A 25,278-nucleotide genomic window follows, 5' to 3' on the forward strand; every position below is an offset into this window, starting at 1 on the left:
ACCTTCGACATCACGATCCGCAACAACCTGCTGTCGCGGTCGTCTTCCTGCGGGGTGCAGATGCGGTCCGGCCTGCATCTTGAGGGCAACCTGCTGGTCGACAACAACCTGGGCGCCGCGGTCAACAGTACCGGCGGCGTCGGCCAGTTCAACAACGTGATCGACAACGTGATTTATTCGGCGGGCTACAAGCGTGTCGCCTACGAGGAAGGTGCGCTTGACTGGGGCTTTGACGTGAACGGCCCGCTGTCCTCGATGGGCGGAAACATCATCGCCCATGGCAAGAACCCCGACGATCCGGCCGAGGCCTACAAGGCCGTGAACTGGAACGACGGGGTGTCCACCAGCGCCAAGATGACGGATGACACGCAGGTCTGGAAATGGGGCGCGGCCAGCCGCAATGTGGGCGGGCTGGCCCCCGCGATCCTGGACAAGACGACGATCTGGCGCCGCGCCGGTGAGAGGCTGGGCAAGGAGTGGGCCAGCATCCCGGAATATGTCGCCCATGTGGCCGCTGCCCCCAGTATCGGCGACATCGTGCGCGAGGACATCCGCTGGACCAAGAGCCGCTTCGGCTCTCCGATCCCCGCCCGCACGGCGCCTGCGGACCTGGTCTTCTATCCCGACCCGAATTTCGACGGCTTCCGCTGGGACAATCGCCGCAACTGGTCGTCGAAAGACCTGCCCGGCACCCATGTCGCTGACAGCGCCGACCTGGACGGCCATTTCGTGCGGTTCGGGACGGTCAATGCCAGCGTCGCGGCCCTGGCCCTGGGCGGGGGCGTCCTGGAGATGACCTCGGGACGGCTGGATGTAGGGACGATCACCGATGCGGGCACGATCCTCACCCGTCTGGCGGGCCAAATCTGGATCGGCGGCGCCGCGCAGCCGCTGTCGGCCGAGGTGGTCAGCGGGCGCCTGGCGCTGACCGGCGCGGCCGCCGACCTGGACCTGGTGGCCAGGGGGGGACAGGTGCTGCTGGGACCGGATTGCACGGCCCGATCGTTGATCATCGACGGGCTGCGCCCGCAGGTGGGCTGGGACGGGACCGGCGCCGCGGCACTGGCCGTGGCGGGGCGGCTGGAGTTCAAACGGGGCATCGAGATCACCTCCGAAAGCGGGATGGAGCGGATCCGCTATGTCTACGCCCATGTCGGCAAGGCGGTCACTGGGTCCGTCAGCGGCTTCACCGCCCGGATCGCCGGGGTGGAACGGACCCATGACCGCGGCGGCAACTACAGGATCTGGCTGTCCGATGTCGTCGGCACCCCCCAGGCGGGCGAGACCTTCACCGTCGCCCCCAGGCGAGAGGCCAACGGCACCGATACGCCGACCGTGGTCACGATCGCGACCGTGGGCGCATCCGGCATCGCCCCCCTGCAACGCTTCCGCTCGGGCGCCATCGGCACCGGGCTGGTCGAGCCGACCGTAGCCGCCACGCTCACCCTGGCCGCCACCGCGCAGATCGTCCTGCCCACCGGCCTGCCCGCCGGCACCCACGACCTGACCGGGCCGGGCGTCGCCGTCGTCAACAACGGCGCAACCCTGCCCGCAGGCGTCGCCCTGACCAGCGGAAAGCTCGTGATGACCGTCAGCTGAGAAGACGGCGGCGCCTTCGCATCAGCGCGAGGGCGCCGACCCCAAGCGGCAGAAGGGCGGCAGTTGCTGGCAGGGGGACGGGGGCTGGCGTGTCGACAATCTGCACGACGGTGAATTTCGCATCCGTGTACCAGGCGTAATAATCCCAGCGTCCGTCATCGCTTGTCCAACCGCCCGGATAATAATGGCTGTAGGTGAAGGTTGATCCTATCTGCTTGCTGCCGGAAATGACGATGAGATCCGAATAGCGAATATCGAAGGCGTCATGGCTGCCGCCAAGAGAGGCCCATTCCGTGTTTGTGCAGGATGTCTTGCCAATAGAACAGACGGGCGCAAGTCCTCCGTTGCCGTATTGGGTGACGACCTGGTTCGGGTTGTCCGGAGATATGATCGTGGCGATGAACCGGACAATGTCGCCGACGGCCAGGCCCCGGAACTTCTGGTTCGGAACGTCGAGACCCAGCGGATCCTCTAGGGGATAATGGCCCCCTTAATAATCGTCATGATTGTTCCAGCGGTCGTAGAACACATAGTCCGTGAAAACGGTCCCCTCATAGCGCAGGTAAAGGTCGTAACTCCTGGTGGTCGCCGCCTCTGACTGCGCGGCCCCGATCCCTGCTGCCAGGACCAGGCCAAGGCATATGGATTTGATACTCATGAAAGCTCCGAACAATGAACCAGCCGGCAATGTGGCTGCCGTTCGAAAGCATGTCCGTTTCCGTGAGACTTGTCCGGGAGAAAGTTTCCGAAATTCGATCAATCCAGGATAGAATCCATTTATTTATCAGCAGATTGAGCCTAAATAATTTTCAGACCCGCCCGGATCCCGAACGGCCATGGCCGGCGCAGATCCCCGTGGCCTCGCCGGGCGGGTTGTGGCAGGAAGCAGCCATGATCTCGATGATTGCCGTCCTGTCCTGGCCTGTTGTGGTATTCTGGCTTTTCGCCAGCCGGCCGCCTGCGGCGGCGGTGACGGCGGCCATCCTGGGGGCCTATCTGCTGCTGCCCGGGAACTTCTCGATCGAGCTTCCGGCGGTTCCCAGCCTGAACAAGGATTCCATTCCGGCCTTGGCGGCGGTCCTGGCCGCCGCGACGATGGCCAGGCCGATGCCGCACAAGGCCCTTGCGCCGGACATGGTGCTGCCGGGCCTTTGGCCGCGCAGCCGGGTGGTGCGGATCCTGTTCATCATGATGCTGGCCGGGGCAGTGGCCACCGTCCTGACGAATGGCGACGCGCTGCGATACGGGTCGACGATCCTGCCCGCCCTGCGGCCCTATGATGCGGCATCCTTCCTGGGCACCACCCTGTTCACCCTGCTGCCCTTTCTGCTGGCGCGGAAGTACCTGGCCCACCCCGATGCCCAAAGAACCCTGCTGGTCGGGCTGGTCGTGGCGGGGGTGCTTTATTCGCTGCCCGCCCTGTACGAGGTGCGCTTTTCGCCCCAGCTCAGCCGCAACATCTATGGCTATTTCCCCCATGACTGGAAGCAGCACATCCGCGCCGGGGGCTTTCGCCCGGTGGTCTTCCTGCACCACGGGCTGTGGCTGGCGATCTTCTTCTGCGGATCCTTCCTGGCCGCCCTGGCCCTGTGGCGCAGCAGTCCGGGCAAGGACAGGATGCGCTGGCTTGCGGCCTCGGGCTGGCTGTTCATGACGCTGGTCCTGGCCAAGGGGGTCGGCGCCCTGGGCATCGGGCTGCTGCTGGGGGCGATGATCCTGTTCCTGCCGGTCCGCCTTCAGGTCATCGGCGCTGCGGTCCTGGCCGCGACCCTGCTGGTCTTTCCGATGCTGCGGGGGGCGGACCTGGTGCCCACCGACACCGCGCTGACCCTGGCCGAGGGCATTAATTCCGACCGGGCAGCGTCCCTGCGCTATCGCTTCGACAACGAGGACATCCTGCTGGACAAGGCCAATCACCGTCCGGCCTTCGGCTGGGGGGGTTGGGGGCGCAACCGGGTCTTCGACGCCGAGGGCAGGGATCTCAGCGTCACCGACGGCTATTGGGTGATCGTCATCGGCACCCAGGGCTGGATCGGGTACCTGGCCCAGTTCGGCTTGCTGCTGATCCCGATGATCTTCCTGGGGCTGCGCTGGAAGCAGCTGGCCCTGACCCCGGCGACGGCCGGCCTGACCATGGCCTTGACGGCCAACATGATCGACCTGATCCCGAATGCGACCCTGACCCCGGTGACATGGCTTCTGGCCGGAGCCTTGGCAGGACGGCTGGAACTGGGCCGCGTCGCCGACCCGGCGGGCCAGCCCGGCCCGGCGGAGCCGGTCCGCCGCAGCGCCTATACCCGGCAGACGCGCCGCCATCCGGCGCAGGCGGCCGCCTTGCGGCAGGAGGCGGCGGCATGCCCGTGACAGACGATGCCGTGACCGATGCCGTGGCCATCGGCCGCAACGAGGGCCAGCGGCTGGTCCGCTGCCTGGACAGCCTGCTGGCCGCCGGGTTCCGGCAGATCGTCTACGTCGATTCCGGGTCCACCGACGACAGCGTCGCCCAGGCCCGCGCACGGGGCGTGACGGTGGTGCGGCTGGACATGGCCCGCCCCTTCACGGCGGCGCGGGCGCGCAATGCCGGAGTTGCCGCCCTGGCGGGGCCGCCCGCGGACCATATCCAGTTCATCGACGGCGATTGCGTCCTGGATCCCGCTTGGCTACCCTTGGCGTCCCGGTTCCTGACGGACAACCCGCAGGCGGCGGTGGCCTGCGGCCGGCTGCGCGAGATCGCCCCCGAGGCATCGCTCTACAACCGGCTGATCGACCACGAATGGAACACCCCGGTCGGGCAGATCGGCGCCTGCGGCGGCATCGCCCTGATCCGGGCCGGGGCCTTCCACGAGGCCGGCGGCTTCAACCCGGCCCTGATCGCGGGCGAGGAGCCCGAACTGTGCCTGCGCCTGCGCCGGGCGGGCTGGCAGATCTGGCGCCTGGACGCCGAGATGGCGCGCCACGACGCGGCCATGCACCGCTTCGGGCAATGGTGGCGGCGGACCCGGCGGGCGGGCTATTCCTATGCCCTGGGCGCGGCCCTGCACGGGCGGGCGCCGGAACGGCACAATGTCGCGCAGACCCGCCGCGCCCTGGCCTGGGGCCTGGGCATCCCGCTGGCCGCGATCCTGGGGGCGGTGTTCGTCCATCCGCTGCTGCTGGCGCTGCTGCTGGCCTGGCCGCTTCAGGTCGTCCGGCTGTGGCGCCGCGACGGAGATCTGCTGCGGGCGGTCTTTACCACCCTGGGCAAGCTGCCCGAGGCGCTTGGGGTGCTGGAATTCCGGCTGAAGCGGCTGACGGGCCGGCAGGCGGGGCTGATCGAATACAAATAAGGCAGGCCCCGCCTGGCTCTCAGGCGCTCCCCCCCTCGGCATCGGCCATCCCGCCGCCGTGGCGGTAGCCGTTCAGCACCACGCCCAGGACATTGGTGTATTCGCCGACCTCGCGTTCGCAGCTGTCGAAATCGCCATAGCGGGTCTGGTCGGCGCGGGCCAGGATCAGGGCGCAGTCGACATGCTGCAGGAAGGCCCGCGCATCGTCGCCGATCAGGATCGAGGGCAGGTCGAAGATCATGATGTCGGGCGCGTAATCGCCCTGGATCCGGGCCAGTGTGTCACGGGTGGCCTCGGCCATCAAGAGCCGGGTCGGGTCGGTCTGCGCCTCGCCCGACAGGGCCAGGGCCAGGTTCGGGCCGATCCGTTGCCCGTGGTCGGCGAAATCGCGGTCGCCGCGCAGCAGGGGCGCGATCGAGGGCGGCTGCGGCAGGTCCAGCTTGCCGGCGACCGAGGGCCCGCGCAGGTCGAAGTCGAACAGCATCGACCGCAGTTCCGGCTGGCGGCCAAGCGCCAGGGCCAGGTTCACCGCCGTCGTGGTCTTGCCGCATCTCGGCAGGGGCGAGGTGATGGCCAGACGCCGCCAGCCGTTCTGGCGCATCTGGTACAGGATCTTGGTGCGCAGGACGTCGAAGGGCGTCGATTCCTGGGACGCGCTTTGCGACAGGATGCGCGACCGGATCAAGGCGGCGGGATCCAGGCCGATTTCCGGCAGCGCCTGCCAGCGGGCATCGGGATCCAGGACCGGCGCGGGGATCGCGGCATCCGGGGATGCCGCGAAAGACGGGGACAGGGACGAGGCGGGGGACAGGGGCGCCCCGCGTTCGGCCTCGCGCTTCTTGCGGGCGATCTCGATGGCGGCTTGCAGCTTTTCCATGACGGACTTTCCTTCGCGCCTCAGCCCAGGCCCAGCCGGGTGACGATCTTCTGCGCCAGGATGTCCAGCGGCATGTATTGCGTGTGCAGCCCCCACAATCCCAGGGGGATGATGATCACCACCGCCAGGATCGCGGCCAGCAGCAGCGCCTGGCGGTGGCGCCGTTCGCGCCGCCCCTCGATGAAGGGGATGACCGCCAGGGGCGTGACCTGGAAGCGCGACCGCAATTCGGCCGGGCGGCGGATGGTGTTGTTCAACAGCTCCATCAGCACGAAGAACCCGCCCGCCAGGCCCAGGCCCAGGCCGATGCCCGCCAGGGCGATCTTCTTGCGGTTCGGGCCCGAGGGCTGGCTGGGCACGCTGGCCGCCTCGATCACGGTGATGCGCTGCCCCTGGGCCGAGGTTTCGACCCGCTCGACCTGCCGGGCCTGGTCCAGGCTGGCCACCGCGGCGTTGTAGCGGGCCTGGATGTTCTGCTGGTCGCGTTCCAGGGCGCCAAGCGCGATGGCATTGGCGGCGGTGGCGCTGATCGAGGCGGACAGGTCTTCCAGTTCCTGCCCGGCCTGCGCGCGTTCGTTTTCCAGCATGGTCACGCGGCTGTCGATCTGGGACAGGTTCAAGTCCAGAAGCGAATTGCCGGTATTGCCGGTGTCGGCGGGCACCCCCTGCGCCTGGACCGCGCGTTCGGCATTGGCAATGCGGTTCTTCAGCGCACGGACGCGGGGGCTGTCCTCGGCATAGACGCCCAGAACCCCGCTCAGCTCGGCCCGCAGGGCGGCAAGCTGCTGTTCCTCGGGGGTCTGGGGCGTGGCATTCGCGGGCACGTTGCCGGTCTGCTCGAACAGCCGCACCATTTCCGACCGCTGCGCCTGCAACACGGCCAGGTCGCTTTCCAGCCGGGCCACGCGTTCCTGAAGCAGCGACTGGCGATCCTGGCGGTATTGCAGGTTTTCCGGCAGCGCGGCCGAGTTCTCGCGCTTGAATTGCAGGATCCGGGCGTTCTGCGCATCCAGATCCTGGCCCAGCCGGTCGACCTCCTGCTGGAAGAAGGCCAGCCGGTTCTCGGCCAGGCCCACGCGGTTGCGGGTGTTGGTGCCCAGGATCAGGGTGGTGAATTCGGTGACCACGGCGGCGGCCGTGCGCGGATCCTGCGAGGTGAAGCTGACCAGCATCATCGTCGCCTCGTCCCGCCCGCCGGTCCGGGTGATGCGGGTGTTGGCGCGCATCTCGTCCAGCTTTTCGTCCACGCTCAGCGTGCTGTCCTGGCCGAAGACATGCAGCTTGTTGGCCACGTCGATCAGGTTGGCGCGGGTCAGAAGCTGCTGTTCGATCACCTGCAGCATCTCATTGGCGGAATCGGCACTGGTGTCGCGGCTTTCCAGGATGCGCGGGTTTTCCACCAGCAGCCGGGCCGAGGTGGAATAGGTGGACGGCGCGCGGATCGCCCAGACCGCGCCGAAGACCGAACAGATGATCAGCAGCGCCAGCATCACCGGCAGGCGCCGCATCAGAAGGGACCAGTAGAATCGCAGGTCGATCATGTCGCGTCCCGCTTGACCTCTTGCTCATGGGCCAGGACCAGCCGCGCCGGGCGGTCGGCAGGGGCGGGTTCGGGCAGGGTGGGTTCCGGGGCTGCCGTCAGGATCAGCCCGTCGCGGATCAGTTCGTCGACGATGTCGGCGCCGACGGTCTTGCGGTCGGCCGCCGCGCCATAGACCAGGGCCAGGTCGGCGATCTTGTTGATCATCCGGGGCACGCCGCGCGCTTCCGCATGGATGCGGGCCATCGCGGCGGCGTCGATTTCCTGTCCCGTGCCGCCGGCCTTCTGCAGCCGGTGGCGGATATAGGCGGCCGAGGTGTCGGGGTCGAAGCTGCCCAGGTGGAAGGTCGCGCTGACCCGCTGGGCGAACTGGCGCAGTTCGGGGCGGGTGATGATGTCGCGCAGCTCGGGCTGGCCCAGCAGGACCAGTTGCAGCAATTCGTCGGTGCCCGAATTGATGTTGGTCAGCATCCGCAGCTCTTCCAGGGTGTCGGCACCCAGGTTCTGCGCCTCGTCGAAGATCAGCACCACCAGCCGGCCCGCCGCGTATTCGGACAGCACGAAATCCTGGAAGGTCTGGAACATGTCGACGTAATCGGCCCCCGGCGGGGGGGCGATGTCGAAGGCGTTCAGGATCCAGCGCAGCAGGTCGCCGCGGTCGCCCCGCGCGTTCGAGATCAGGCCGATGCGCATGTCGGGGCCGGTGCGCCGCAGCAGGGCCTGGATCAGCGTGGTCTTGCCCGCCCCCACCTCTCCGGTGACGACGGTCAGGGGGGCGCGGGTCATCAACCCGTATTCCAGGACCGCGAAGGCCTTCTTGTGCCGGTCCGACCAGAACAGCATGGCGGGATCCGGCAGGATCGAGAAGGGACGGACCGAAAAGCCGTAATGATCAAGATAGAACTGGCTCAAACGGGCGCGCTCCGGGAAAGATGAGGACGATATACCCGCCCGGACAGGCATTTGCCAGTCCGGCGCCCCGCCGCGCCCGGCCGATTGCCTAAAAGTGAGGACAAATCATCTGAGTCGGGTCGGCCAGGGGCAGAAGCGGCGGGGATTTCAACCCTCGATTGCACTCCCACACGGTCTTGCCATCCAAGATGGCGCAATGCCGCCGAACGTCCGGAGGAGTCGGCAAAAACGCGTCAAAATTTAACTAATTTTTAATCTAAACATTCAGATCGCCGCTGCGGCGTGCTAGCGTGGCCTTGTTCACGGGGATGGCGTTTCCGCAGCGGGTTGGCTGCCAGGGACCGCGCCGAAAGTCCGCCCCGCGCCTCGGGGCATTTTTTTCATGGTTGTTTCCTCGATGGAGGGAATTTTGACGATCAATACGCGTATGACCGACTTCAAACCCGATCTCGTGCTGCCGGATGTAGGCTTTCCCGACAGCGACAGCGACCGGGACCGTGGCCTTTACCGCAACGGCGCCAAGCGGGCCTTCGAAACCCTGCTGATCCTGCTGACCGCCCCCGTCACCGTGCCGCTGATCCTGCTGATGGCGCTGCTGGTGGCCTGCGACGGCGGCAATCCCTTCTTCGTGCAGAAGCGCCTGGGCCGCAGCGGCCGGGTGTTCCGCATCTGGAAGCTGCGCACCATGGTGGTGGACGCCGAAAGCCATCTCAAGGCGCATCTGGACCAGGATCCCGAGGCCCGGCACCAATGGGACAGCACCCAGAAGCTGAAGCGCGATCCGCGCGTCACGCGCGTCGGGCGGCTGCTGCGCAAGACCTCGATGGACGAGCTGCCGCAGCTTCTGAACGTGGTGAACGGCACCATGTCGCTGGTCGGCCCGCGCCCGATGATGGTGGGCCAGCGGCATCTGTATTACGGGCGGGCCTATTACCGCCTGCGGCCGGGAATCACCGGGCTGTGGCAGATCTCGGCGCGCAACGAATCGGAATTCGTGGCCCGCGTCCGCTATGACGAAGAATATCATCGGGATTTGTCCGGCTGGCTTGACCTGAAGATTTTGGTGCGCACAGTGATGGTCGTTCTGCGCGGCACCGGGTACTAAGGTCGCGTGTTCCCCGCGGCGGCCGTCAGAACGCCGCCCGCCGCGCCCAAGCCGCGAGACCGTGTTTCATCATGACTGCCGACGTTTCCTCCAGCCGCCTTTCCCCCCGCCGGGGCGCGCGTTTCCTTTTGTCCACGGCCCTGGCCCTGGGGCTGGGCCTGTCGCTGGCCGGCTGCAAGACATCGGCCGAAAAGGCCGAGGAATATTACCAGTCCGGGTTGCAGCTGCTGGAGCAGGGCGACGTGGACCGCGCCATCGTGCAGTTCCGCAACGTCTTCGACATCGAGGGCACCCATTACGAGGCCCGCAAGACCCTGGCCGACACCTATCGCGCCCAGGGCGACATCGGCCAGGCTTACAGCCAGTACCTGCGGCTGGCCGAGCAATATCCCGACGACCTGGCGACCCGCATCGCCCTGGCGCGGCTGGCCTTCGACAGCCAGCAGGCCGACGAATTCGTCCGCCACGCCACCCGCGCCCAGGAAATCGCGCCCCAGGACCCGGATGTGCAGGTGCTGGACCTGACCCGCCGCTATCGCGAGGCCACCCTGGCCGAGGACGACAAGGCCCGCGCCTCGCTGGGTGAGGAAGCGGCCCGGATGGCCCAGACCCGGCCCGACGATCCGATGCTGATGGGCATCCTGCTGGACCGGGCGGCCAATGCCAGGGATCTGGACGAGGCCGACCGGCTGACCGCGCGCCTGCTGGAACTGCAACCCGACAATCCGCAACGCTATGCGCAGCGGCTGGCGCTTCTGGCGGAACGCCAGGACAAGCCCGCGATCGAGGCGCATCTGCGCGCCACCATCGCGAAATTCCCCGACAACGACCAGGCCAAGGCCGATCTGGTCCGGTTCTACATGTCCGAGAACCAGCCCGACCGCGCCGAGGCCTTCCTGCGCGACCTGGCCGAGGCCGCGCCCGCCGACGATCCCGCGCCGCGCGCCGACCTGGTCCGATTCGTCGAGATGCAGCGCGGCGCGGATGCCGCCCGCGCCGAGCTGGACCGCATCATCGCCGAGGGCGGCGATCCGCTGCTGTTCCGCACCCTGCGCGCGGGCTTCGATTTCCGCGACGGCAAGCAGGCCGAGGCGATCGCCGAGATCCGCTCCGTGCTGGACGGCGTGACCGAACCCACGGAAACCTCGCTGAACGTGAAGGTCCAGCTGGCCCGGATGCTGGTGGAAACCGGCGACGCGGCGGGCGCGCGCGCCCAGGTCGACGAGGTTCTGGCCCAGAACGCCAGTCATCCCGGCGCGCTGAAGATCAAGGCCGCCTGGGACATCCAGGAAGACCGGGCGGACGACGCGGTTCTGTCGCTGCGCTCGGTCCTGGACCAGGCCCCCCAGGACGCCGAGGCGATGAGCCTGATGGCCGACGCCTATGACCGGGCGGGCGAGCCGGATCTGGCGCGCGATTACCTGTCGCAGGCGGCGGCCGCGTCGAACAACGCGCCGGCCGAGACGCTGCGCCTGGCGGACCGGCTGATGTCCGAGGAACGCTGGCGCCCGGCCGAGGACGCGATCCTGCCCGCCCTGCGCCGGACCCCAGACAACCTGGACCTGCTGGGGGCCTTGGGCCGGATCTATCTGTCCATGCCCGACCTGCCGCGCGCCGAAGGCGTGATCACCCGCCTGCGCGAGATCGGCACCGACCAGGCCACGGCCGCCGCCGACCGGCTGGATCTGGCCCGCCTCGCCAACCAGGAGGGCGAGGCCGCCGCGCTTGCCTATCTGGAACAGCAGGCCAATGCGGCCGACGCCGATATCGGCGCCAAGCTGAGCCTGATCCGCGCGCAGCTTGCCTCGGGCCAGGCGCCCGCCGCGCTGAAACTGGCGCAGGACATGGTCGCCGCCGACCCCGAAAGCCGCGCCGCGCGCATGGCCCTGGCGATGACCCAGGCGGCCAACAACGACCTGCCCGCCGCGCGCGAGATCTTCACCGCGCTGATCGCCGAAAAGCCCGACGACCTGCCGCCCCACCTGGCGCTGATCCGGCTGGCGACGCAGGAAGGCAAGCTGGACGAGGCCCGGACCCTGACCGAACAGGGCCTGGCGGCCCTTCCCGACAATCCCGACCTGCTGTGGTCCAAGGCCGGGCTGGCCGAACGCGAGGGCGACATCGACGGCGCCATCGCCATCTATGACCAGCTTTACGCGCGCGATTCGACCTCGATCATCGTGGCCAACAACCTGGCAAGCCTGCTGGCGACCTGGAAATCCGACGATCCGGCGGCGGTGGCGCGCGCCTCGGCCGTGGCGCGGCGGCTGAAGGACACCACCGTGCCGCCCTTCATGGATACCTATGGCTGGATCCAGCATCTGAACGGCGACAGCGCCGCCGCGCTGCCCTATCTGGAAGGCGCCGCCGCCGCCTTGACCCAGGATGCCGTGGTGCAGCTGCACCTGGGCGTGGTCCAGGCCGCCCTGGGCAAGACCGACGCCGCCAAGGCGCAGCTGGAAAAGGGCCTGGAAATGCTGCCCGAAGGCCAGGAAGGCCAGTCGATCACCGCCGCGCGCGAGGCCCTGGCCCGGCTGAACGCCCCCGCCCAGGCGGGGGAGGCGGCCTCCAATGGAACGACCGGAGGGACGGCCGGCGGCACGGCGGGGGAACCCTCAGGCGATGCCGCCCCGGCGGCGGGCCAGGCCACCAACTGACGGGCGGCGGCTGTGATCCCGGGGTGACAGGGGGGCGAATTTTTCTCTCCGTTCACTTTTGGCTCATGGCATTGTGGTAACAAGCAAACCCTGACGGACATGCGCCGCGATGCGCCCCCGACGGGAAACAGTGTTGAAGGACTGACCCATGACGATCCTGCTGCGTTTCATGCTGGCCGCGCTGCTAGCGCTGCCGCTGGCCTTTCCCCGCGCCGCCCTGGCGCAGGAATACCGCATCCAGTCCGGCGACCGCCTGACGGTCGAGGTGCTGGAGGATGAATCGCTGAACCGCACGCTGGTGGTGCTGCCGGGCGGGACCATCGACTTTCCCTATGCGGGCAGCATCCGGGTTGCGGGCCAGTCGCCCGCGGCGGTGGGCAGCCGGATCAGCCAGGCCCTTGCGGGCGTCCTGGCGTCCCCGCCCACGGTCTTCGTGACCGCCACCCCACTGATCGAACCGGCCGCCCCGGTCGAGGACGCGGTGGTCAACATCTATATCATGGGCGAGGCAAGCGCGCCGGGCGCCAAGGCGGTCCCGCCGGGCACCACCTTCCTGCAGGCCCTGTCCCAGGCGGGCGGGCTGACGCCCTTTGCCGCGACCAAGCGCATCCAGCTGCGCCGCGCCTCGATGCCGGGGCAGGTGATCACCGTGAACTATGCCGCGATCATGCGCGGCGCGGGCATGAACATGGATCCCGTGCTGGCCGAAGGCGACGTGATCATCGTCCCCGAACGCGGCCTGTTCGAGTGACGACGATGCGGCGCGGGACGGCAACGACGACTGCGGCGGGCCTCGCGGGGCTTCTGGCCCTGCTGCCGCTTGGCGCGCAGTCCCAGGAAACCGACCCTTCCGCCCCCGAGGCGCGGCTGACCATCGGCCAGCAGATCGCGGTGGAAGACGGCGACCTGATCGGCATCACGCCGCTGGACCTGAACCTGCGCACCGGCAGCCGCGTCCAGACGATCCAGTTCTCGCTGTCCGCGCCCTTCCGGCTGCACGATCCCGACGAGGACAAGTCCTTCGCCCTGGGCGATCCGCAGGCCCGGCTGCTGCTGCGGCGCGGTGCCCGCAATTCCGCCATCGAGGCGGAACTGGGCTATCGCGAGAACGACCTGGACGAGGAAATCCTGTTCGACGATCTCAGCAACGAATTCGTCACCCTGGACGGCGGTCGCGTGGCGCAGACCGATGCCCGCCTGACCTATGTCTTCGGGCGCGAGGCCAAGCTGGGCGGCGAATTCGGCCTTTCCTGGATCAGGCGCGATTACAGCGGCACCACCGATCCCGACCTGGACGACAACGAGACCCGCAGCGGCAACGTGGCCTTCTATCTGGAACCCACGCCGCTGATCCGCGCCCGCATCCTGGCCGAGGCCAGCCGCACCGACGGCGAGGTCAACGACAGCCGGTCCGACCGCTATGGCGTGGGCGCGTCCCTGCAGGTGGACAAGCTGACCAACCTGGATGTCGAACTGGCCCGCACCCATATCCGGCGCGAGGAAGGCGACGGCACGGTGGAACAGGCCGAAGGCCCGTCGCTGCGCCTGGGCCTGACCCGGTCGCGGCCCCTGGGGGACTGGTCGCTGTCCTTCGGATCCGATCCCGGCACCGCCGGGCGGCGCGAGAATTTCAACATCGGCCGGACGCTGGAACTGCGCCGCTTCACCCTGACGGGCCAGGTCGGCGTGACGCGGTTCCAGGACAATTACGACCCGATCTTCCAGATCGCCTACAACCAGAAGCTTACCGAAATGTCGCAGGTGCAGGCGTCGCTGCGCCGGGCGGCCGTCACCGACAACGACGGCGACGAGGCGCTGAACACCGACATCACCGCCAATTACAGCCGCCAGATCTCGGCCGTGTCCAGCATCGCCGCCAATATCCGTTATCGCGAAAGCGAGGTGCAATCGGGCGACAGAGAGGATGCGCGCTCGGTTTCCTTCGGGCTGGATTACAGCCGCGCGCTGCCCAACGACTTTTCCTTGGTCGCGGGCGCCAACGTGATCCGCAGCAAGGACAGCGACGGCACCCGCGACGACGAGGAACGGGTCTATCTGGGCGTGAACCGCAGCTTCAGCTTCCTGCGCTGATCCCCTCCCTGTGCCGATCCCTGTCAGCCGAAGGGATCGTGGATCCGGCAGCCGGTCGGGCGGAAGTCGGCGGCGTTGCCGGTGACGACCGTGGCGCCATGGGCCAGGGCCGTCGCCGCGATCTGCAAATCGGCGCCGTCATGGCCGATCCGCGCCGACAGGGCGCCCCAGATCCGCGCCTCGGCCATGCCGAAGGGCAGCAGGCGGTCCTGAAACAGGGTCTGGGTCCGGTTGGCCCAGGCCCGCAGATCCGCGGCGAAACCGGGATTGCGGACCTCTTGCCGGGCGATGCCGCGCTCGATCTCGCCCAGGGTGATGACGGACAGGAACAGGCTGTCCTCGGGCTGGGCGGCCAGGAAGGCCACGACCTGCGGGCTGCGATCCGGGCGGCGCAGGGCCGAGACCACGTTGGTGTCCAGGATCAGCATTCAGAAATCGACATCCCGCGGGCGCGCCAAGGGACGGGATCCGTCGTCCAGCCCCGGAAAGTCCAGCAGATGTTGCAGAAAGCTGCCGCGCCGGCTTTCCACGGCTTGCCGCATCTGGTCGTATTCGGCCATCGACAGGACCACCACGGCGGGCTTGCCGCGGCGGGACACCTGTTGCGGCTGTCCCGCCAGGGCGGCATCCACCACCGCCGAAAAGCGGTTCTTGGCATCCTGCAAGGTCCACATGATCGTACCTGTCTAGCTTCCTGGCTAGATAGATAGCATCCGGCAGGCCGGAAAACAATCAGATGATCGCCAGGTTCCCGGTCGCCGCCGCCACGGCGAAGACGATCAGGTTCGCGGCCGCATGGGCGGCGATGGCGTCGGCGATGCGGCCGGTGCGGCGGACCAGCAGGGAAAAGACCACGCCCGCCACGAACGCCTCGGCCCAGCGGTCGTGCAGGGCGGCGAACAGGCCCGCCGTCACGGCGATGGCCAGCACATTGCGCCACAGGGGGGCCGGGGCATCGATGGCCGCGCCGCGCAGCCGGGTTTCCAGATAGTCGCGGAAGAACAGTTCCTCGACCAGGGGGACCAGCAGGACGGTGCCGATGCCGCGGAACACGAACCACAGCGCCACCATCGCCCCGGTCAGCGCGCCATAAGGCGGCGCCGCGTCCGAGGGCGCGACCGGGATCGCCACCCACATCAGGCCGATCCCCGCCCCCGCGACCCAGGCCAGCGGAGAGATCCGCCAGGCGATCCCCCGCAGCGCCGGCCAGACCAGGGCCAGGCTTGCCGCCAGCAGGATCACCCGGATCGGATAGAACATCGCCGGATTGGTGCTGATCGCCGGGGCCAGCACGGCGGTCAGCATGAAGACCGCGAAGGGCAGGATGCGCGCCGCCACCGGGTCGCGGCGCAGCGGCGGCAGCGGCGCGGACACGGCGGCCGGGGCCGGGGCGCGGTTGAACCAGGCCACCCGGCGCGCGACGGCGATGATGCCAAGCGCCACGGCCGTGAACATCACCCAGCCCGCATGGCTGTGGAACCCGCCCACGGCCAGCTCGGGCTGCCCCTCGATCCCCAGGACCAGAAGGGCGGCGATGCGCACCACGTTCAGCGCCGCACTGGCGGCGATCCCCAGCGGATACAGCAGCAGCGCGCGGGGAAAGCGCAGTTCCTGGCGGAACAGCCACAGATACAGCGTGACGAAGATCGTCACCAGGGCGATGCCCTCGATCCCGGAACAGACCGGCGCGACCGAGATCATGAATCCGTCCGCGCCGATATGCCTGGCCACCGGATCGGCGATCACGTCGTATCCAAGCGCGCCGACCAGCCAGCGGACGGCGCTGAAGGTCGCCCCGGCGATACCGTCCAGCTGCCACAGGGGTTGCAGCCGCATCGCCAGCACCGGGGCGGCGGCGCCCGCCGCCATCACCACGACCAGCGTGACGCCCGCCTGGGCCGCGAACCGCCGCCACAGGACGCGCGGCGCCAGCCAGCCCAGAATGCCCCCCAGGATCATCGCCATGCCCAGGATCCAGGCGGCAAAGGCCGGGACCAGCATCGCCGCGCCCTGGCCCTGGCGCATGAACAGCGCGGGCAGCATGGCGATGGCGAAGCCCGCCAGGTTCAGGCCCAAGGGCCGCATGTCATGGCCCGCCCGCGCTAGCAGGTCGCGAAACAGCGCCGGGCGCAGCAGGGCGAACAGCCCAACGGCGGCGATCACGCAATACAGCGCGGCCAGCGACCGGCTGGCGGTCTGGCAGGCGCGGGGCGGCCAGTTGTCCAGGCAGCGGAACTCGATCCCGTGCTTGAAGGTCAGGCCGATGATCGTGACCTGGGCCAGGATCAGCAGGGCGGCCAGGGCCAGGGGCGCCACGGGCAGGCGGGACGGAAGGGCGCGGCTGTCGGTCATTTTTCCAGGAAACCAGGGACGGGAACAAAACGGATCAGGCCCGCCAAGGGGCGGGCCTGTCAAGCATCAGGTCGCTAGAATGCAAGCGATCAGTGCGCGCGGCGGCGGCGTTCCCAGGTCAGCAGAACGATGGCGGCCAGGGCGGCAATCGCCGCGGTGCCTTCCAGGGCGCTGATTTCCGGGACGGCGGTCGGGGGGGTACCGCCGGTGAAGTTGGCGAAGGCGGCGCTGCTGGCGGCGACGGTCGACAGAGCGGCAAGAGCAAATTTCTTCATGGTTCGAACTCCGAAAAACGGACGGCGGTCCAAGTCGCCGTCATACTGTGAACAAGACCGTCATCCATCGACGATCCCGATTCCGACGCTTGGACAGCCGGAATGAAGAATGTGCCGCCGCGAAGGCGGCACACCCGGAGAGGTTAGTAGCACAGGCAATCCTGGGCAAGATCTTCCCATTCGACGCCGATGATCAGGGGCTGCTTGTTGCCTGCGGCTTCGGCGGCAGGGGTCGGATCCAGGATCAGGCCGACGATATCGCCTTCCTCTGCAACGAAGCCTTCGCCATTCGCCAGGGCCAGGTTGTAGATTTCCTGCGCATTGGCATTGGTGCCTTGCCCAGCATTGACGAAGACGATGTTGTCGGTCAGGCCCCAGATGGCGCCCTGGATTTCAGCCTCGGTATAGGTCTGGCCCGCGCCGTCGCCGTTGTTCTTCGAACCGAAGTCCTGGTTCAGGATCCAGTTCACCATGTCCAGATTTTCCGGATGTTGGATGGTACCGGTCGGAACCGAGTCTGCGGTTGCCAGATACATGTTGTAAGGAACGCTTACACCTGTTCCGATCGGCAGATAGACCGCTGCGCAATAGGCGATATCGAAGGACTGGCCATCAAAGCGGTCATCGCCGGTGCCCGAAATCGTCACGGTTCCGAAGCTGCCGTCGAACGTGTTGCTGAAGTTCACCACCAGCGTCCCGTCCGTGGGCAGGCTGGCCTTGATCGTGTCCAGCGTGTTCTTGGCGCCGCAGAAGTCCATGTCCAGGTTGGCGGTGTCGAAGCCGCCCTTGCCGTCGGACACGGTATAGCTGATGTCCAGCTGCGCCTTCTGGCCGATCAGCAGGTCGGCATAGGCCGCCGATCCGTCGATCACCAGCTTGCCGCCGACCAGCGACACGGAGACGCCGTCCACGTCGACCGCAGCGCCGCCATCGGTGATGGCATGGCCGTCCACATGGGTGATGGTCAGCGCATCGCCATTGGCGTCGGTATCGTTGGCCAGGACATCCACGGTCTTGGCGACGGTGGCGCAGGTGCCGGCCGCGTCGTCCTTGGCGTCGGGGGCGACGTTCTCGACCACCAGGCCCGCGTCCACGGTCAGGTTCGCCTCGCCCACGGCCAGAACGATCGGCGCGGTGCGGCCGGTCGCGACATTGGCGTCGCTGTCGGTCGCGTCGTTGCCGACATTGGCCGTGGTGAAGTCGTAGCCCGCCTTCTCCGTGAAGCCCACGGTATAGGTGCCCGCCTTCAGCCCGCTGAACAGGTATCCGCCTGCCGCGTTGGTCACGGTGGTGGCGATGGCCAGGCCCGCCGCGTCGTACAGCGTGACGGTGACACCCGCGACGCCCGCCTCGCCCGTGTCCTGCACACCGTCCTTGTCGGCGTCCAGGAAGACGAAGTTGCCGATGCTGGCCGTCGCCGGATCCTTGAGGCCCGCGTCGTTGTCGGCCGAGGTTTCGCCCACATCCACGCTGATCGTGCCGGTGCGGCCCGTGGCGGTGCTGGCGTCGCTGTCGATGGTGTCGTCGCTGCCGACATTGGCGTTGACCAGCACCAGGCCGTTCACGGTCTTGGGGAACTCGACGACATAATCGCCCGCGTTCAGCCCGTCGAACAGATAGGAACCGTCGGCCTGCGTGACGGTCGTGGCGATCACCACGCCCGCCGCGTTCAGCAGCTTGACGGTCACGCCCGCGACGCCCGCCTCGTCATTGTCGACGGCGTTGTCGTTGGCATCCACGAAGATGCGGCCCTCGATCGCGGCGGTGCCGGGATCCTTGATGCCCGCGTCCACGTCCTTGGTGATGTTGCCCGAGGTGACGGCATAGCTGCCGGTCTGGCCGGTGGTCACGTTGGCGTCGCTGTCGATGGCGTCGTTGGTGCCCACGTTGGCGTCGGTCAGGACCTTGCCGTCGACCTCGGTCGGGAAGACCACCGAGTAGTTGCCCTGGGTCAGACCGTCGAAGCGATAGGAACCGTCGGCATTGGTGACGACGGTCGCCACGACCGTGCCCGCCGCGTTCAGCAGCTGGACGGTCACGCCGCCCACGCCCGCTTCGCCGTTGTCGATGCCGTCCTTGTTGGCATCCACGAAGACACGGCCTTCCAGGGCGCCCGGCTTGACCGGCTCGGGTTCGGACGGGCAGATCTTGAGCTTGTCGATGATCGCGGTTTCGCAGCTTTTCCCGTCGCCCTTCAGGGTGATGACATCGCCCTTCTTCAGGTTCAGGTCTTCCAGGGTGATGTCGTGCCAGGCGCTGTCATTGGCGTTCAGGCGCACGGTCCCGGCCAGGGTGCCGTTGACATAGACCTTGATGTTGCCGTCGCCGGTGGTGTCCCAATAGCGCAGCGCCAGGTCGTACTGGCCCGAGGCGCCCGCGAAGGTGGTCGAGGCGCTGCCGCTGGCCCCGAAATACGAGCTTGCCAGCGAGATGTATTCCCCGCCCGAGGCCGAGGTCGCGCATTTCACCGTATAGCAGGACAGCTTCATGTCCTCGGCTTCGATGACCACGCATTTGGGCGCGTCTTCCTTGACGTCGCAGACGTTGACGGTCAGTTCCTTGGCGGTGACGCCACCCTTGCCGTCGGCGACCTGCACGATCACCTTGTAGCTGTTGTTGCCGTCGCTGTCGGTCGGCTTTTCATAGTCGGGCGCGGTCACGAAGGACAGCACGCCGGTCTTGGCGTCGATGGTGAATTTCGAGCCGTCGGCCCCGCCCGCGATGGAAAACGACAGCGCGTCGCAATCCTTGTCGGATGCGTTCAGGTCGATCACCAGCTTGGTGTTCTCGTTGACGCAGAAGATGCCGTTGGCGGGGATGTTGGTGAAGGTCGGGGGCGTGTTCGGGGGGGCGGTCTTGCCTGCGCCCAGGCAGGAATAGTCGATCCACGACCCGTCCACGCTGCAGGTGCCGGTCACGGTCAGGGTGGTGCCGGCCGGGGGCTGAGCGCCGTAATAGGTGAAATAGCCGTTGCCGGCGCCGGCGGAATCATGACCCTCGATCTTGATTTCCAGCAGGTAATAGGTCTTGCCGTCGGACCCTTTCAGGGTGTGGTACTGTTCGGCATACATCTGGCAGCCGACGCGGCAGCCGTTGACATAGCCGTCCTGGCCCGAGCTGTCCTCGGCATAGGTCTGCCACCACCAGCAATCGCCGCCGGACAGCTTGGAATCGTTGTCATAGGTCGACATGGTCGTGGTGGGCGACCCGGCGACGAAGCTGTCGCCCTTGCCGAAGTCGCAGCCGTTCTTGCCGTTCTTCAGCAGGTCGGCCTCGGTGAACGCCGACCATTCGTATTTCTTGTAATAGTAACTCATGACACTTTTCCCGATTTGCCCCGACGGGGACGAACACAAGACACGAGTCGTCAAGGGACAGGGACGCGTGCATCACGCCCTGTCAAATCCGCCTTTCTGGCAAGACCGCCCCCGACCCATAATCTTGCGAAAGTGATACCGATAAAACTTTATCAATTCCACGAAATCTTATGCCGCAAAGCAAAATTTCCGGTGGAAAAACCCGGCGTTAAGGTTAATTCTCGGAAATACACAAGCCAGGGTTGTAAGGCACGGTTAACGCTTTCGTGATCGGATGTGGGGCACTTTACGGGATGTCAACCATTGGTTGCAATGCTGGCTTCATTACCCGAATCACGGGGCCGACCGCCGGTTGATGCCTGGGTGGGCCGTTCCATCCCAGGACGACCGGCGCGAAGGATCGGCCCGACCTCAACTGACAAGGCGCATGTGCCGATGGTTTCCTCCGCGCAAGGCGCAAGACCCCTTTCCCGCCCGGCGGCGCCATGATCGTCGTGGTGCTGATCCTGATTCTGGCCGGATCCGTGACGGGGGCCGCCGTCCAGTGGATGCAGGGCGCGTCCTTCTGGGGGATCGCCCTGGGCTATGCCGGCGGCGGCTGGGCGGGGCTGCTGCTGGGCCTGCTGGCGATCACCCTGCTGCGCGCCGCGACCGGCCTGCTGCTGCGCCTGTCACCGTCCAGGAGGCGATTGCGCCAGCATAACGACGCCCTGTTGCCTGCAGGGGCCTGGGCCCGCGGCAAGACGCGTCGGCGAAGGGACCGGCCCTAGGGGCTTGGGGCGGGCTTGCCCCTGCCGGAACCGTCATGGGATTTCAGCGACAGGAAGAATCCCTCGAACCAGCGGAAGCTGGCTTCGGCCAGCACGACCGAGACCAGCGGATAGACAAGGGTGGCCGCCCATTGCGCCCCCGGCCCGGCCAGGCCCGCGGCGCGCAGGCCTTCGTTGGCGATATGCAGCCCGATCAGGTGATACAGGTAAAGGCCATAGCTGATCTCTCCGACGCGGGCCACGGGGGCCAGGGTCATGACCGGGCGCAGGATGTGATCCTCGCGCACCACAAGCGAGGCGAGGCACAGCGCCATCAGCATGTCCATACCCAGGGTGGGCCAGCCCAGCAGGGATTCGGGCGTCAGTTGAAGATACAGCGCCAGGGCCGCGAACCAGGCCAGCGGCGCCCCCCGCCAGCCGCACAACCGCCACAGCGGGCGGAACCCGGCCCGGTCGTCCAGCAGCAGCGCGGTCAGCGACCCGCACAGGATCGCCATGTAGGACATGCCCGGCAGGACGAAGACGGCATGGCGGGTTTCCAGGCGCGGCAGCCCCAGCCATTCGGCCAGCCCCAGCATCGCCAGCAGGCAGATGCCGATCAGGACGGCCAGCAGGCCCGCCCGCAGCCGGACAAGGGCGGGCAGCAGGACCAGCAGGGCGGGCCAGATCAGGTAATACTGTTCCTCGACCGACAGGGACCAGGTGATCGACAGCAGGGGAATGTCGCCCTTCAGGAAATTGGCCAGGAAGGCGTAGTAATAAGGCACAAGCCCGATCAGATCCTGCTGCCCCTTCACCCCGATCCAATAGGCAGAGATCGCCGTCACCAGAAGAAGATAGACCGGCAGGATGCGCAGCGCGCGGCGCCGATAGAAGCCCGCAAGGGAAATCCGGCCGTTGCGCCGTTCCTCGCGCAGCAACAGGGTGGTGATCAGGAAGCCGCTGAGGACGAAGAAGAAATCCACCCCCACGAAGCCGCGCAGCAGGATCTGCGCGCCATCGACCAGCTCTTTCGCCGGGGCGTGGTGCCACATCACCGCCACGATGCACAGGAACCGCAGCCCGTTCAGCGACAGGAAATAGCGCCGGTCCAGATAGGCCCGGTGGGCAGACGGGATCGCGTCCGGGCGGCCTGAGGCGGGGAAGGAAACACTCATCGACGATCAACCTGCGCAAACATCGTTCCAAATTATCCGAGGGCGGGGCGCAAGGCCATGCGGTTTCGACCCGAAGGCTTGCGTCCTGCCGGTGATTGAGGCAACCCCGGCAAGGACAGGCGCCACAGGCAGGCAAGGACGAATGAATGACCGGCAGCACCGCGACTGACGCGGCGATCCGCTTCGACGGGGTGGGCAAGGCCTTCGCCGGGCTGGGCGGCGTCCCGGTCCATGCGCTTGACGCCGTGACGCTGGCGGTGGAACCCGGCGCGATCTGCGGCATCATCGGCCGGTCGGGGGCGGGGAAGTCGACGCTGCTGCGGATGGTCAACGGGCTGGAGCGCCCGACCACGGGCACCGTCACCGTGGCGGGCCATGACGTGGGCCGGGCGCGCGGCGCGGCGCTGCGCAGGGTCCGGCGCGAGGTCGGGATGATCTTCCAGCATTTCAACCTGCTGGCGTCCCGCACGGTGGCCGGAAACATCGCCCTGCCGCTGGAGATCGCGGGCACGCCCGCCGGGCCGATCCGCGCCCGCGTGGCCGACCTGATCGACCGGGTTGGCCTGCGGGGGCTGGAGGGCCGCTATCCGGCGGAACTGTCGGGCGGGCAGAAGCAGCGCGTGGGCATCGCCCGCGCCCTTGCCACCAGTCCCAAGGTGCTGCTGTCGGACGAGGCGACAAGCGCCTTGGACCCCGAGACCACGCAGACGGTGCTGCGGCTGCTGGCCGACATCAACCGCGACCTGGGCCTGACGATCCTGCTGATCACCCACGAGATGGCCGTGGTCCGCGACATCGCCAGCCACATGGCGGTGATCGAAGGGGGCCGGATCGTCGAAAGCGGCCCGACCTACGACATCTTCACCAACCCCACCCATCCGACCACGCAATCCTTCCTGGGCGGCGTCACCGGGCTGACGCTGCCGGGCTTCATCGCCGGGCGGATGCTGGAACAGCGCCCCGACGGCCCCGCGCAGGAAATCATCCGCGTCACCTTCGCGGGCGCCCACGCCACCGATCCGATGCTGTCCAGGCTGGCGGTCGAACAGGGCATCGCCAGCAACATCCTGGCCGGCGCCATCGAGGAGGTCGGCCCCCATCCCTTCGGCAACCTGCTGATCTCGGTCGATGCGGACCGGGGGGCGCAGGCGCGGGCCTATCTGGAACGCCACGGGCTTCTGACAAAGGTGCTGGGCTATGTCCGCTAACCTGATCGCGCTGCTTTACGAAGCGACCTTGCAGACGCTGTACATGGTCGCGGCCTCGACCGTGCTGGGCACGCTGTTCGGCCTGCCGCTGGGGGTGTTCCTGGCGGTGTCGCAGCGGGGCGAACTGCTGTCGGCGCCCTGGCTGAACAAGGTGCTGGGGCTGGTGGTGAACGCCACCCGGTCGGTGCCGTTCATCATCCTGGTGGTGGCGATCATCCCGCTGACCCGCGCCATCGTCGGCACCTCCATCGGCACCGATGCCGCGATCGTGCCGCTGACGCTGGCGGCGATCCCCTTCATCGCGCGCCTGGTCGAAAACGCCATCCGCGAGGTCGATGCCGGCCTGATCGAGGCCGCCCGCGCCATGGGCGCAACCCCCCTGCAGATCATCGCCAAGGTGCTGATCCGCGAGGCGCGCCCGGCCATCGCCCTGGGCCTGACGCTGGCCGTGGTCAGCCTGATCGGCTATTCCGCCATGGTCGGCGCCGTGGGCGGCGAGGGGTTGGGCGACCTGGGCATCCGATACGGCTACCAACGCTTCATGCCCGAGGTGATGCTGGCGGTCGTCGTCGTGCTGATCGTGCTGGTGCAGCTGGTCCAATCCATCGGCGAATGGATCGCCGCCCGCTTCGACAAGCGCGCGCCCCGCAACCGGGGCCACTGAATCTTCTTCGCAGACAAGAAAGGAACCCCTCCGATGCTGCGCATTCTGACCCTGACTTCCGCCCTGGCCCTGTCGGCCGCCGCGATGGCCCCCGCGATGGCCGAAGACATCAAGGTCGGCGTCTCGCCCGGCGAACATGCCGAGATCATGGAAGAGGTCGCCAAGGTCGCCGAACCGATGGGCCTGACCATCGAGGTGGTGGAGTTCTCGGACTATGTGATCCCGAACACCGCGCTTGCCGACGGCGACATCCAGGCCAACAGCTTCCAGCACCGCCCCTATCTGGAAAACCAGATCAAGGATCGCGGCTTCGACCTGGTCGAGATCGCCACCACCATCACCACGCCGATGGGGATCTATTCCGACAAGCTGAAGGACATCGCCGACCTACCCGAGGGCGCCAGGATCGGCATCCCCAACGATCCCACCAATGGCGGGCGCGCGCTGCTGATCCTGCAGGATCTGGGCCTGATCACCCTGGCCGAGGGCACCGGCCTGGTGCCGACGCCGCTGGACATCACCGAAAACGCCAAGAACCTGCAATTCCTGGAACTGGACGCGGCGCAGCTGCCCCGGTCGCTGGCCGATACCGACGCCTCGGTCATCAACACCAACTATGCGCTGGCGGCGGGCCTGAACCCCAATACCGACACCATCGCCATGGAAAAGGCCGACAGCCCCTATGTGAACATCATCGTGGTGCGCAAGGGCGACGAGACCCAGGACTGGGCGAAGAAGCTGGTCGAAGCCTATCACAGCCCCGAGGTGAAGGCCTTCATCGAGGAAAAATACGACGGCTCGGTCCTGACCAGCTGGTAAGGCGGGCGCAAGCCGAAGGCCGCGGGACAGCCCTGCGGCCTTTTTTCACGGCTTGATGAAGATCGGCGTGCCCGGCGGGACGAGGGCGAAGATCTCGGCCATCTCGTCGTCGGTGACGGCGGCGCAGCCGCGCGTCCAGTCGCGCGGCGGGTTCTGCACGCGGGCGCCGCGGCCGTGGATGAAGATGTCGCCGCCCGGATCGCGGCCCAGGGCGCGCGCCCGCGCCCGGTCCCGGTCGTTGGGATAGGAAATCCCCAGCGACAGGAAGAAGCTCGACCGGGGATTGCGGTGGGTGATGTAGTAAAGCCCCTCGGGCGTGCGGCCGTCGCCCCGGTATTGCTTGTGTCCCGCCGGATTGGCGCCCAGATCGACGCTGTAGGACCGCACCGCCCGCCTGCCCTGCAACAGATAGAGCGTCCGCGACGACTTGTCCAAAAGAAGCTGGGTGATCTTCAGCCCGCCTTCCGGTCCCGCCGGATCGACAGTCGCCGCGGCGGGCGATCCCAGCAAGGCGGTCAGCAGAATGGCTGCGCAAAGCGCCCGTTTCATGATGTCCCTCGTTCCGCTTGTTCGAAACCCGGCCGTTGCCGCCGGTCGAAAGGGATACGA

Annotated in this window: 21 protein-coding genes and 1 pseudogene; 11 read left to right on the forward strand and 11 right to left on the reverse strand. The window is 67.4% G+C overall.

Annotated elements, in window-relative coordinates:
• Positions 1-1,599 (forward strand): annotated as a pseudogene (locus tag ACTJI6_RS14245) (hypothetical protein); the annotation flags it as partial.
• Between the two features lie 490 nt (positions 1,600-2,089).
• On the opposite strand, the gene ACTJI6_RS14250 reads toward ACTJI6_RS14245, so the two are convergent.
• Positions 2,090-2,257, reverse strand: a complete 168-nt coding sequence (locus ACTJI6_RS14250) for a hypothetical protein (RefSeq protein WP_440801591.1) — start codon at positions 2,255-2,257, stop codon at positions 2,090-2,092.
• Positions 2,258-2,490: 233 nt separating this feature from the next.
• Between ACTJI6_RS14250 and ACTJI6_RS14255 the strand changes: the two genes are divergently transcribed.
• A complete protein-coding gene (locus ACTJI6_RS14255; protein WP_440801593.1) occupies positions 2,491-3,963 on the forward strand; it encodes a hypothetical protein in 1,473 nt (490 codons plus the stop codon).
• Entirely contained in the window at positions 3,954-4,925 is a 972-nt protein-coding gene (locus ACTJI6_RS14260) for a glycosyltransferase family 2 protein (RefSeq protein ID WP_440801595.1), read from the forward strand. Before ACTJI6_RS14255 ends, ACTJI6_RS14260 begins: the two co-directional genes overlap by 10 nt.
• Before the next feature lie 19 nt (positions 4,926-4,944).
• Here ACTJI6_RS14260 and ACTJI6_RS14265 read toward each other — a convergent pair whose 3' ends face one another.
• From ACTJI6_RS14265 to ACTJI6_RS14275, 3 genes are read right to left on the reverse strand one after another with little or no spacing between them, the layout of a single operon-like run.
• The gene (locus ACTJI6_RS14265) at positions 4,945-5,802 is read right to left on the reverse strand and encodes a CpsD/CapB family tyrosine-protein kinase (protein WP_440801596.1); all 858 of its coding nucleotides are present in this window, start codon (positions 5,800-5,802) and stop codon (positions 4,945-4,947) included.
• 20 nt (positions 5,803-5,822) lie between these two features.
• A complete protein-coding gene (locus ACTJI6_RS14270; RefSeq protein ID WP_440801598.1) occupies positions 5,823-7,343 on the reverse strand; it encodes a GumC family protein in 1,521 nt (506 codons plus the stop codon).
• On the reverse strand, positions 7,340-8,254 hold the full coding sequence (locus ACTJI6_RS14275; RefSeq protein ID WP_440801599.1) for an ExeA family protein: 915 nt from the start codon (positions 8,252-8,254) through the stop codon (positions 7,340-7,342). Before ACTJI6_RS14275 ends, ACTJI6_RS14270 begins: the two co-directional genes overlap by 4 nt.
• 409 nt (positions 8,255-8,663) lie before the next feature.
• Here ACTJI6_RS14275 and ACTJI6_RS14280 point away from each other — a divergent pair, with 409 nt between their 5' ends.
• From ACTJI6_RS14280 to ACTJI6_RS14295, 4 genes are all read left to right on the forward strand, one after another.
• Positions 8,664-9,359, forward strand: coding sequence for a sugar transferase (locus ACTJI6_RS14280; RefSeq protein ID WP_440801601.1), 696 nt, complete (start codon positions 8,664-8,666; stop codon positions 9,357-9,359).
• A 71-nt stretch (positions 9,360-9,430) separates the two neighbouring features.
• Positions 9,431-12,016 (forward strand): tetratricopeptide repeat protein, encoded by a 2,586-nt coding sequence (locus ACTJI6_RS14285; RefSeq protein ID WP_440801604.1) that lies wholly within the window; start codon positions 9,431-9,433, stop codon positions 12,014-12,016.
• 148 nt (positions 12,017-12,164) lie between these two features.
• Positions 12,165-12,767: a polysaccharide biosynthesis/export family protein gene (locus ACTJI6_RS14290; protein WP_440801605.1), complete on the forward strand. Its 603-nt coding sequence runs from the start codon at positions 12,165-12,167 to the stop codon at positions 12,765-12,767.
• Positions 12,764-14,107, forward strand: a complete 1,344-nt coding sequence (locus tag ACTJI6_RS14295) for a hypothetical protein (RefSeq protein WP_440801608.1) — start codon at positions 12,764-12,766, stop codon at positions 14,105-14,107. Before ACTJI6_RS14290 ends, ACTJI6_RS14295 begins: the two co-directional genes overlap by 4 nt.
• A gap of 23 nt (positions 14,108-14,130) precedes the next feature.
• Here ACTJI6_RS14295 and ACTJI6_RS14300 read toward each other — a convergent pair whose 3' ends face one another.
• From ACTJI6_RS14300 to ACTJI6_RS14320, 5 genes are all read right to left on the reverse strand, one after another.
• Positions 14,131-14,535 (reverse strand): type II toxin-antitoxin system VapC family toxin, encoded by a 405-nt coding sequence (locus ACTJI6_RS14300; RefSeq protein ID WP_440801610.1) that lies wholly within the window; start codon positions 14,533-14,535, stop codon positions 14,131-14,133.
• Positions 14,536-14,781: a type II toxin-antitoxin system Phd/YefM family antitoxin gene (locus ACTJI6_RS14305; protein ID WP_440801612.1), complete on the reverse strand. Its 246-nt coding sequence runs from the start codon at positions 14,779-14,781 to the stop codon at positions 14,536-14,538.
• A gap of 58 nt (positions 14,782-14,839) precedes the next feature.
• Positions 14,840-16,459, reverse strand: a complete 1,620-nt coding sequence (xrtE, locus tag ACTJI6_RS14310; protein WP_440801614.1) for an exosortase E/protease, VPEID-CTERM system — start codon at positions 16,457-16,459, stop codon at positions 14,840-14,842.
• An 89-nt stretch (positions 16,460-16,548) separates the two neighbouring features.
• On the reverse strand, positions 16,549-16,734 hold the full coding sequence (locus ACTJI6_RS14315) for a VPEID-CTERM sorting domain-containing protein (protein WP_440801615.1): 186 nt from the start codon (positions 16,732-16,734) through the stop codon (positions 16,549-16,551).
• Between the two features lie 143 nt (positions 16,735-16,877).
• Complete coding sequence (locus tag ACTJI6_RS14320; RefSeq protein ID WP_440801616.1) at positions 16,878-20,051, reverse strand: SdrD B-like domain-containing protein; 3,174 nt, start codon at positions 20,049-20,051, stop codon at positions 16,878-16,880.
• Positions 20,052-20,536: 485 nt separating this feature from the next.
• Between ACTJI6_RS14320 and ACTJI6_RS14325 the strand changes: the two genes are divergently transcribed.
• Entirely contained in the window at positions 20,537-20,821 is a 285-nt protein-coding gene (locus tag ACTJI6_RS14325) for a hypothetical protein (RefSeq protein WP_440801618.1), read from the forward strand.
• Here ACTJI6_RS14325 and ACTJI6_RS14330 read toward each other — a convergent pair.
• On the reverse strand, positions 20,818-21,978 hold the full coding sequence (locus ACTJI6_RS14330; protein WP_440801621.1) for an acyltransferase family protein: 1,161 nt from the start codon (positions 21,976-21,978) through the stop codon (positions 20,818-20,820). The two genes, ACTJI6_RS14325 and ACTJI6_RS14330, sit on opposite strands and share 4 nt — an antisense overlap.
• 146 nt (positions 21,979-22,124) lie before the next feature.
• Between ACTJI6_RS14330 and ACTJI6_RS14335 the strand changes: the two genes are divergently transcribed.
• Genes ACTJI6_RS14335 through ACTJI6_RS14345 form a run of 3 tightly spaced genes read left to right on the forward strand, consistent with a single transcriptional unit; the run spans position 22,125 to position 24,669 of the window.
• Positions 22,125-23,186 (forward strand): methionine ABC transporter ATP-binding protein, encoded by a 1,062-nt coding sequence (locus ACTJI6_RS14335; protein ID WP_440801623.1) that lies wholly within the window; start codon positions 22,125-22,127, stop codon positions 23,184-23,186.
• A complete protein-coding gene (locus ACTJI6_RS14340; protein ID WP_440801625.1) occupies positions 23,176-23,850 on the forward strand; it encodes a methionine ABC transporter permease in 675 nt (224 codons plus the stop codon). Before ACTJI6_RS14335 ends, ACTJI6_RS14340 begins: the two co-directional genes overlap by 11 nt.
• Positions 23,851-23,883: 33 nt before the next feature.
• The gene (locus ACTJI6_RS14345; protein ID WP_440801627.1) at positions 23,884-24,669 is read left to right on the forward strand and encodes a MetQ/NlpA family ABC transporter substrate-binding protein; all 786 of its coding nucleotides are present in this window, start codon (positions 23,884-23,886) and stop codon (positions 24,667-24,669) included.
• A gap of 45 nt (positions 24,670-24,714) precedes the next feature.
• Here the strand turns inward: ACTJI6_RS14345 and ACTJI6_RS14350 are convergent, their stop codons facing one another.
• The gene (locus ACTJI6_RS14350) at positions 24,715-25,218 is read right to left on the reverse strand and encodes a L,D-transpeptidase family protein (RefSeq protein ID WP_126156357.1); all 504 of its coding nucleotides are present in this window, start codon (positions 25,216-25,218) and stop codon (positions 24,715-24,717) included.
• Positions 25,219-25,278 lie beyond the last annotated feature (60 nt).

It is taken from the genome of Paracoccus sp. 22332, from assembly GCF_052045125.1.
GTDB lineage: Bacteria > Pseudomonadota > Alphaproteobacteria > Rhodobacterales > Rhodobacteraceae > Paracoccus > Paracoccus haematequi_A.

Bases quoted from the DNA above. Each gene is read 5' to 3' on its own strand.
- ACTJI6_RS14265 (WP_440801596.1), bottom strand. From the start codon at position 5,802: ATGGAAAAGCTGCAAGCCGCCATCGAGATCGCCCGCAAGAAGCGCGAG.
- ACTJI6_RS14260 (WP_440801595.1), top strand. From the start codon at position 3,954: ATGCCCGTGACAGACGATGCCGTGACCGATGCCGTGGCCATCGGCCGC.
- ACTJI6_RS14285 (WP_440801604.1), top strand. From the start codon at position 9,431: ATGACTGCCGACGTTTCCTCCAGCCGCCTTTCCCCCCGCCGGGGCGCG.
- ACTJI6_RS14320 (WP_440801616.1), bottom strand. From the start codon at position 20,051: ATGAGTTACTATTACAAGAAATACGAATGGTCGGCGTTCACCGAGGCC.
- ACTJI6_RS14335 (WP_440801623.1), top strand. From the start codon at position 22,125: ATGACCGGCAGCACCGCGACTGACGCGGCGATCCGCTTCGACGGGGTG.
- ACTJI6_RS14330 (WP_440801621.1), bottom strand. From the start codon at position 21,978: ATGAGTGTTTCCTTCCCCGCCTCAGGCCGCCCGGACGCGATCCCGTCT.
- ACTJI6_RS14315 (WP_440801615.1), bottom strand. From the start codon at position 16,734: ATGAAGAAATTTGCTCTTGCCGCTCTGTCGACCGTCGCCGCCAGCAGC.
- ACTJI6_RS14290 (WP_440801605.1), top strand. From the start codon at position 12,165: ATGACGATCCTGCTGCGTTTCATGCTGGCCGCGCTGCTAGCGCTGCCG.
- ACTJI6_RS14340 (WP_440801625.1), top strand. From the start codon at position 23,176: ATGTCCGCTAACCTGATCGCGCTGCTTTACGAAGCGACCTTGCAGACG.
- ACTJI6_RS14250 (WP_440801591.1), bottom strand. From the start codon at position 2,257: ATGAGTATCAAATCCATATGCCTTGGCCTGGTCCTGGCAGCAGGGATC.
- ACTJI6_RS14305 (WP_440801612.1), bottom strand. From the start codon at position 14,781: ATGTGGACCTTGCAGGATGCCAAGAACCGCTTTTCGGCGGTGGTGGAT.
- xrtE (WP_440801614.1), bottom strand. From the start codon at position 16,459: ATGACCGACAGCCGCGCCCTTCCGTCCCGCCTGCCCGTGGCGCCCCTG.
- ACTJI6_RS14270 (WP_440801598.1), bottom strand. From the start codon at position 7,343: ATGATCGACCTGCGATTCTACTGGTCCCTTCTGATGCGGCGCCTGCCG.
- ACTJI6_RS14345 (WP_440801627.1), top strand. From the start codon at position 23,884: ATGCTGCGCATTCTGACCCTGACTTCCGCCCTGGCCCTGTCGGCCGCC.
- ACTJI6_RS14325 (WP_440801618.1), top strand. From the start codon at position 20,537: ATGATCGTCGTGGTGCTGATCCTGATTCTGGCCGGATCCGTGACGGGG.
- ACTJI6_RS14300 (WP_440801610.1), bottom strand. From the start codon at position 14,535: ATGCTGATCCTGGACACCAACGTGGTCTCGGCCCTGCGCCGCCCGGAT.
- ACTJI6_RS14255 (WP_440801593.1), top strand. From the start codon at position 2,491: ATGATCTCGATGATTGCCGTCCTGTCCTGGCCTGTTGTGGTATTCTGG.
- ACTJI6_RS14350 (WP_126156357.1), bottom strand. From the start codon at position 25,218: ATGAAACGGGCGCTTTGCGCAGCCATTCTGCTGACCGCCTTGCTGGGA.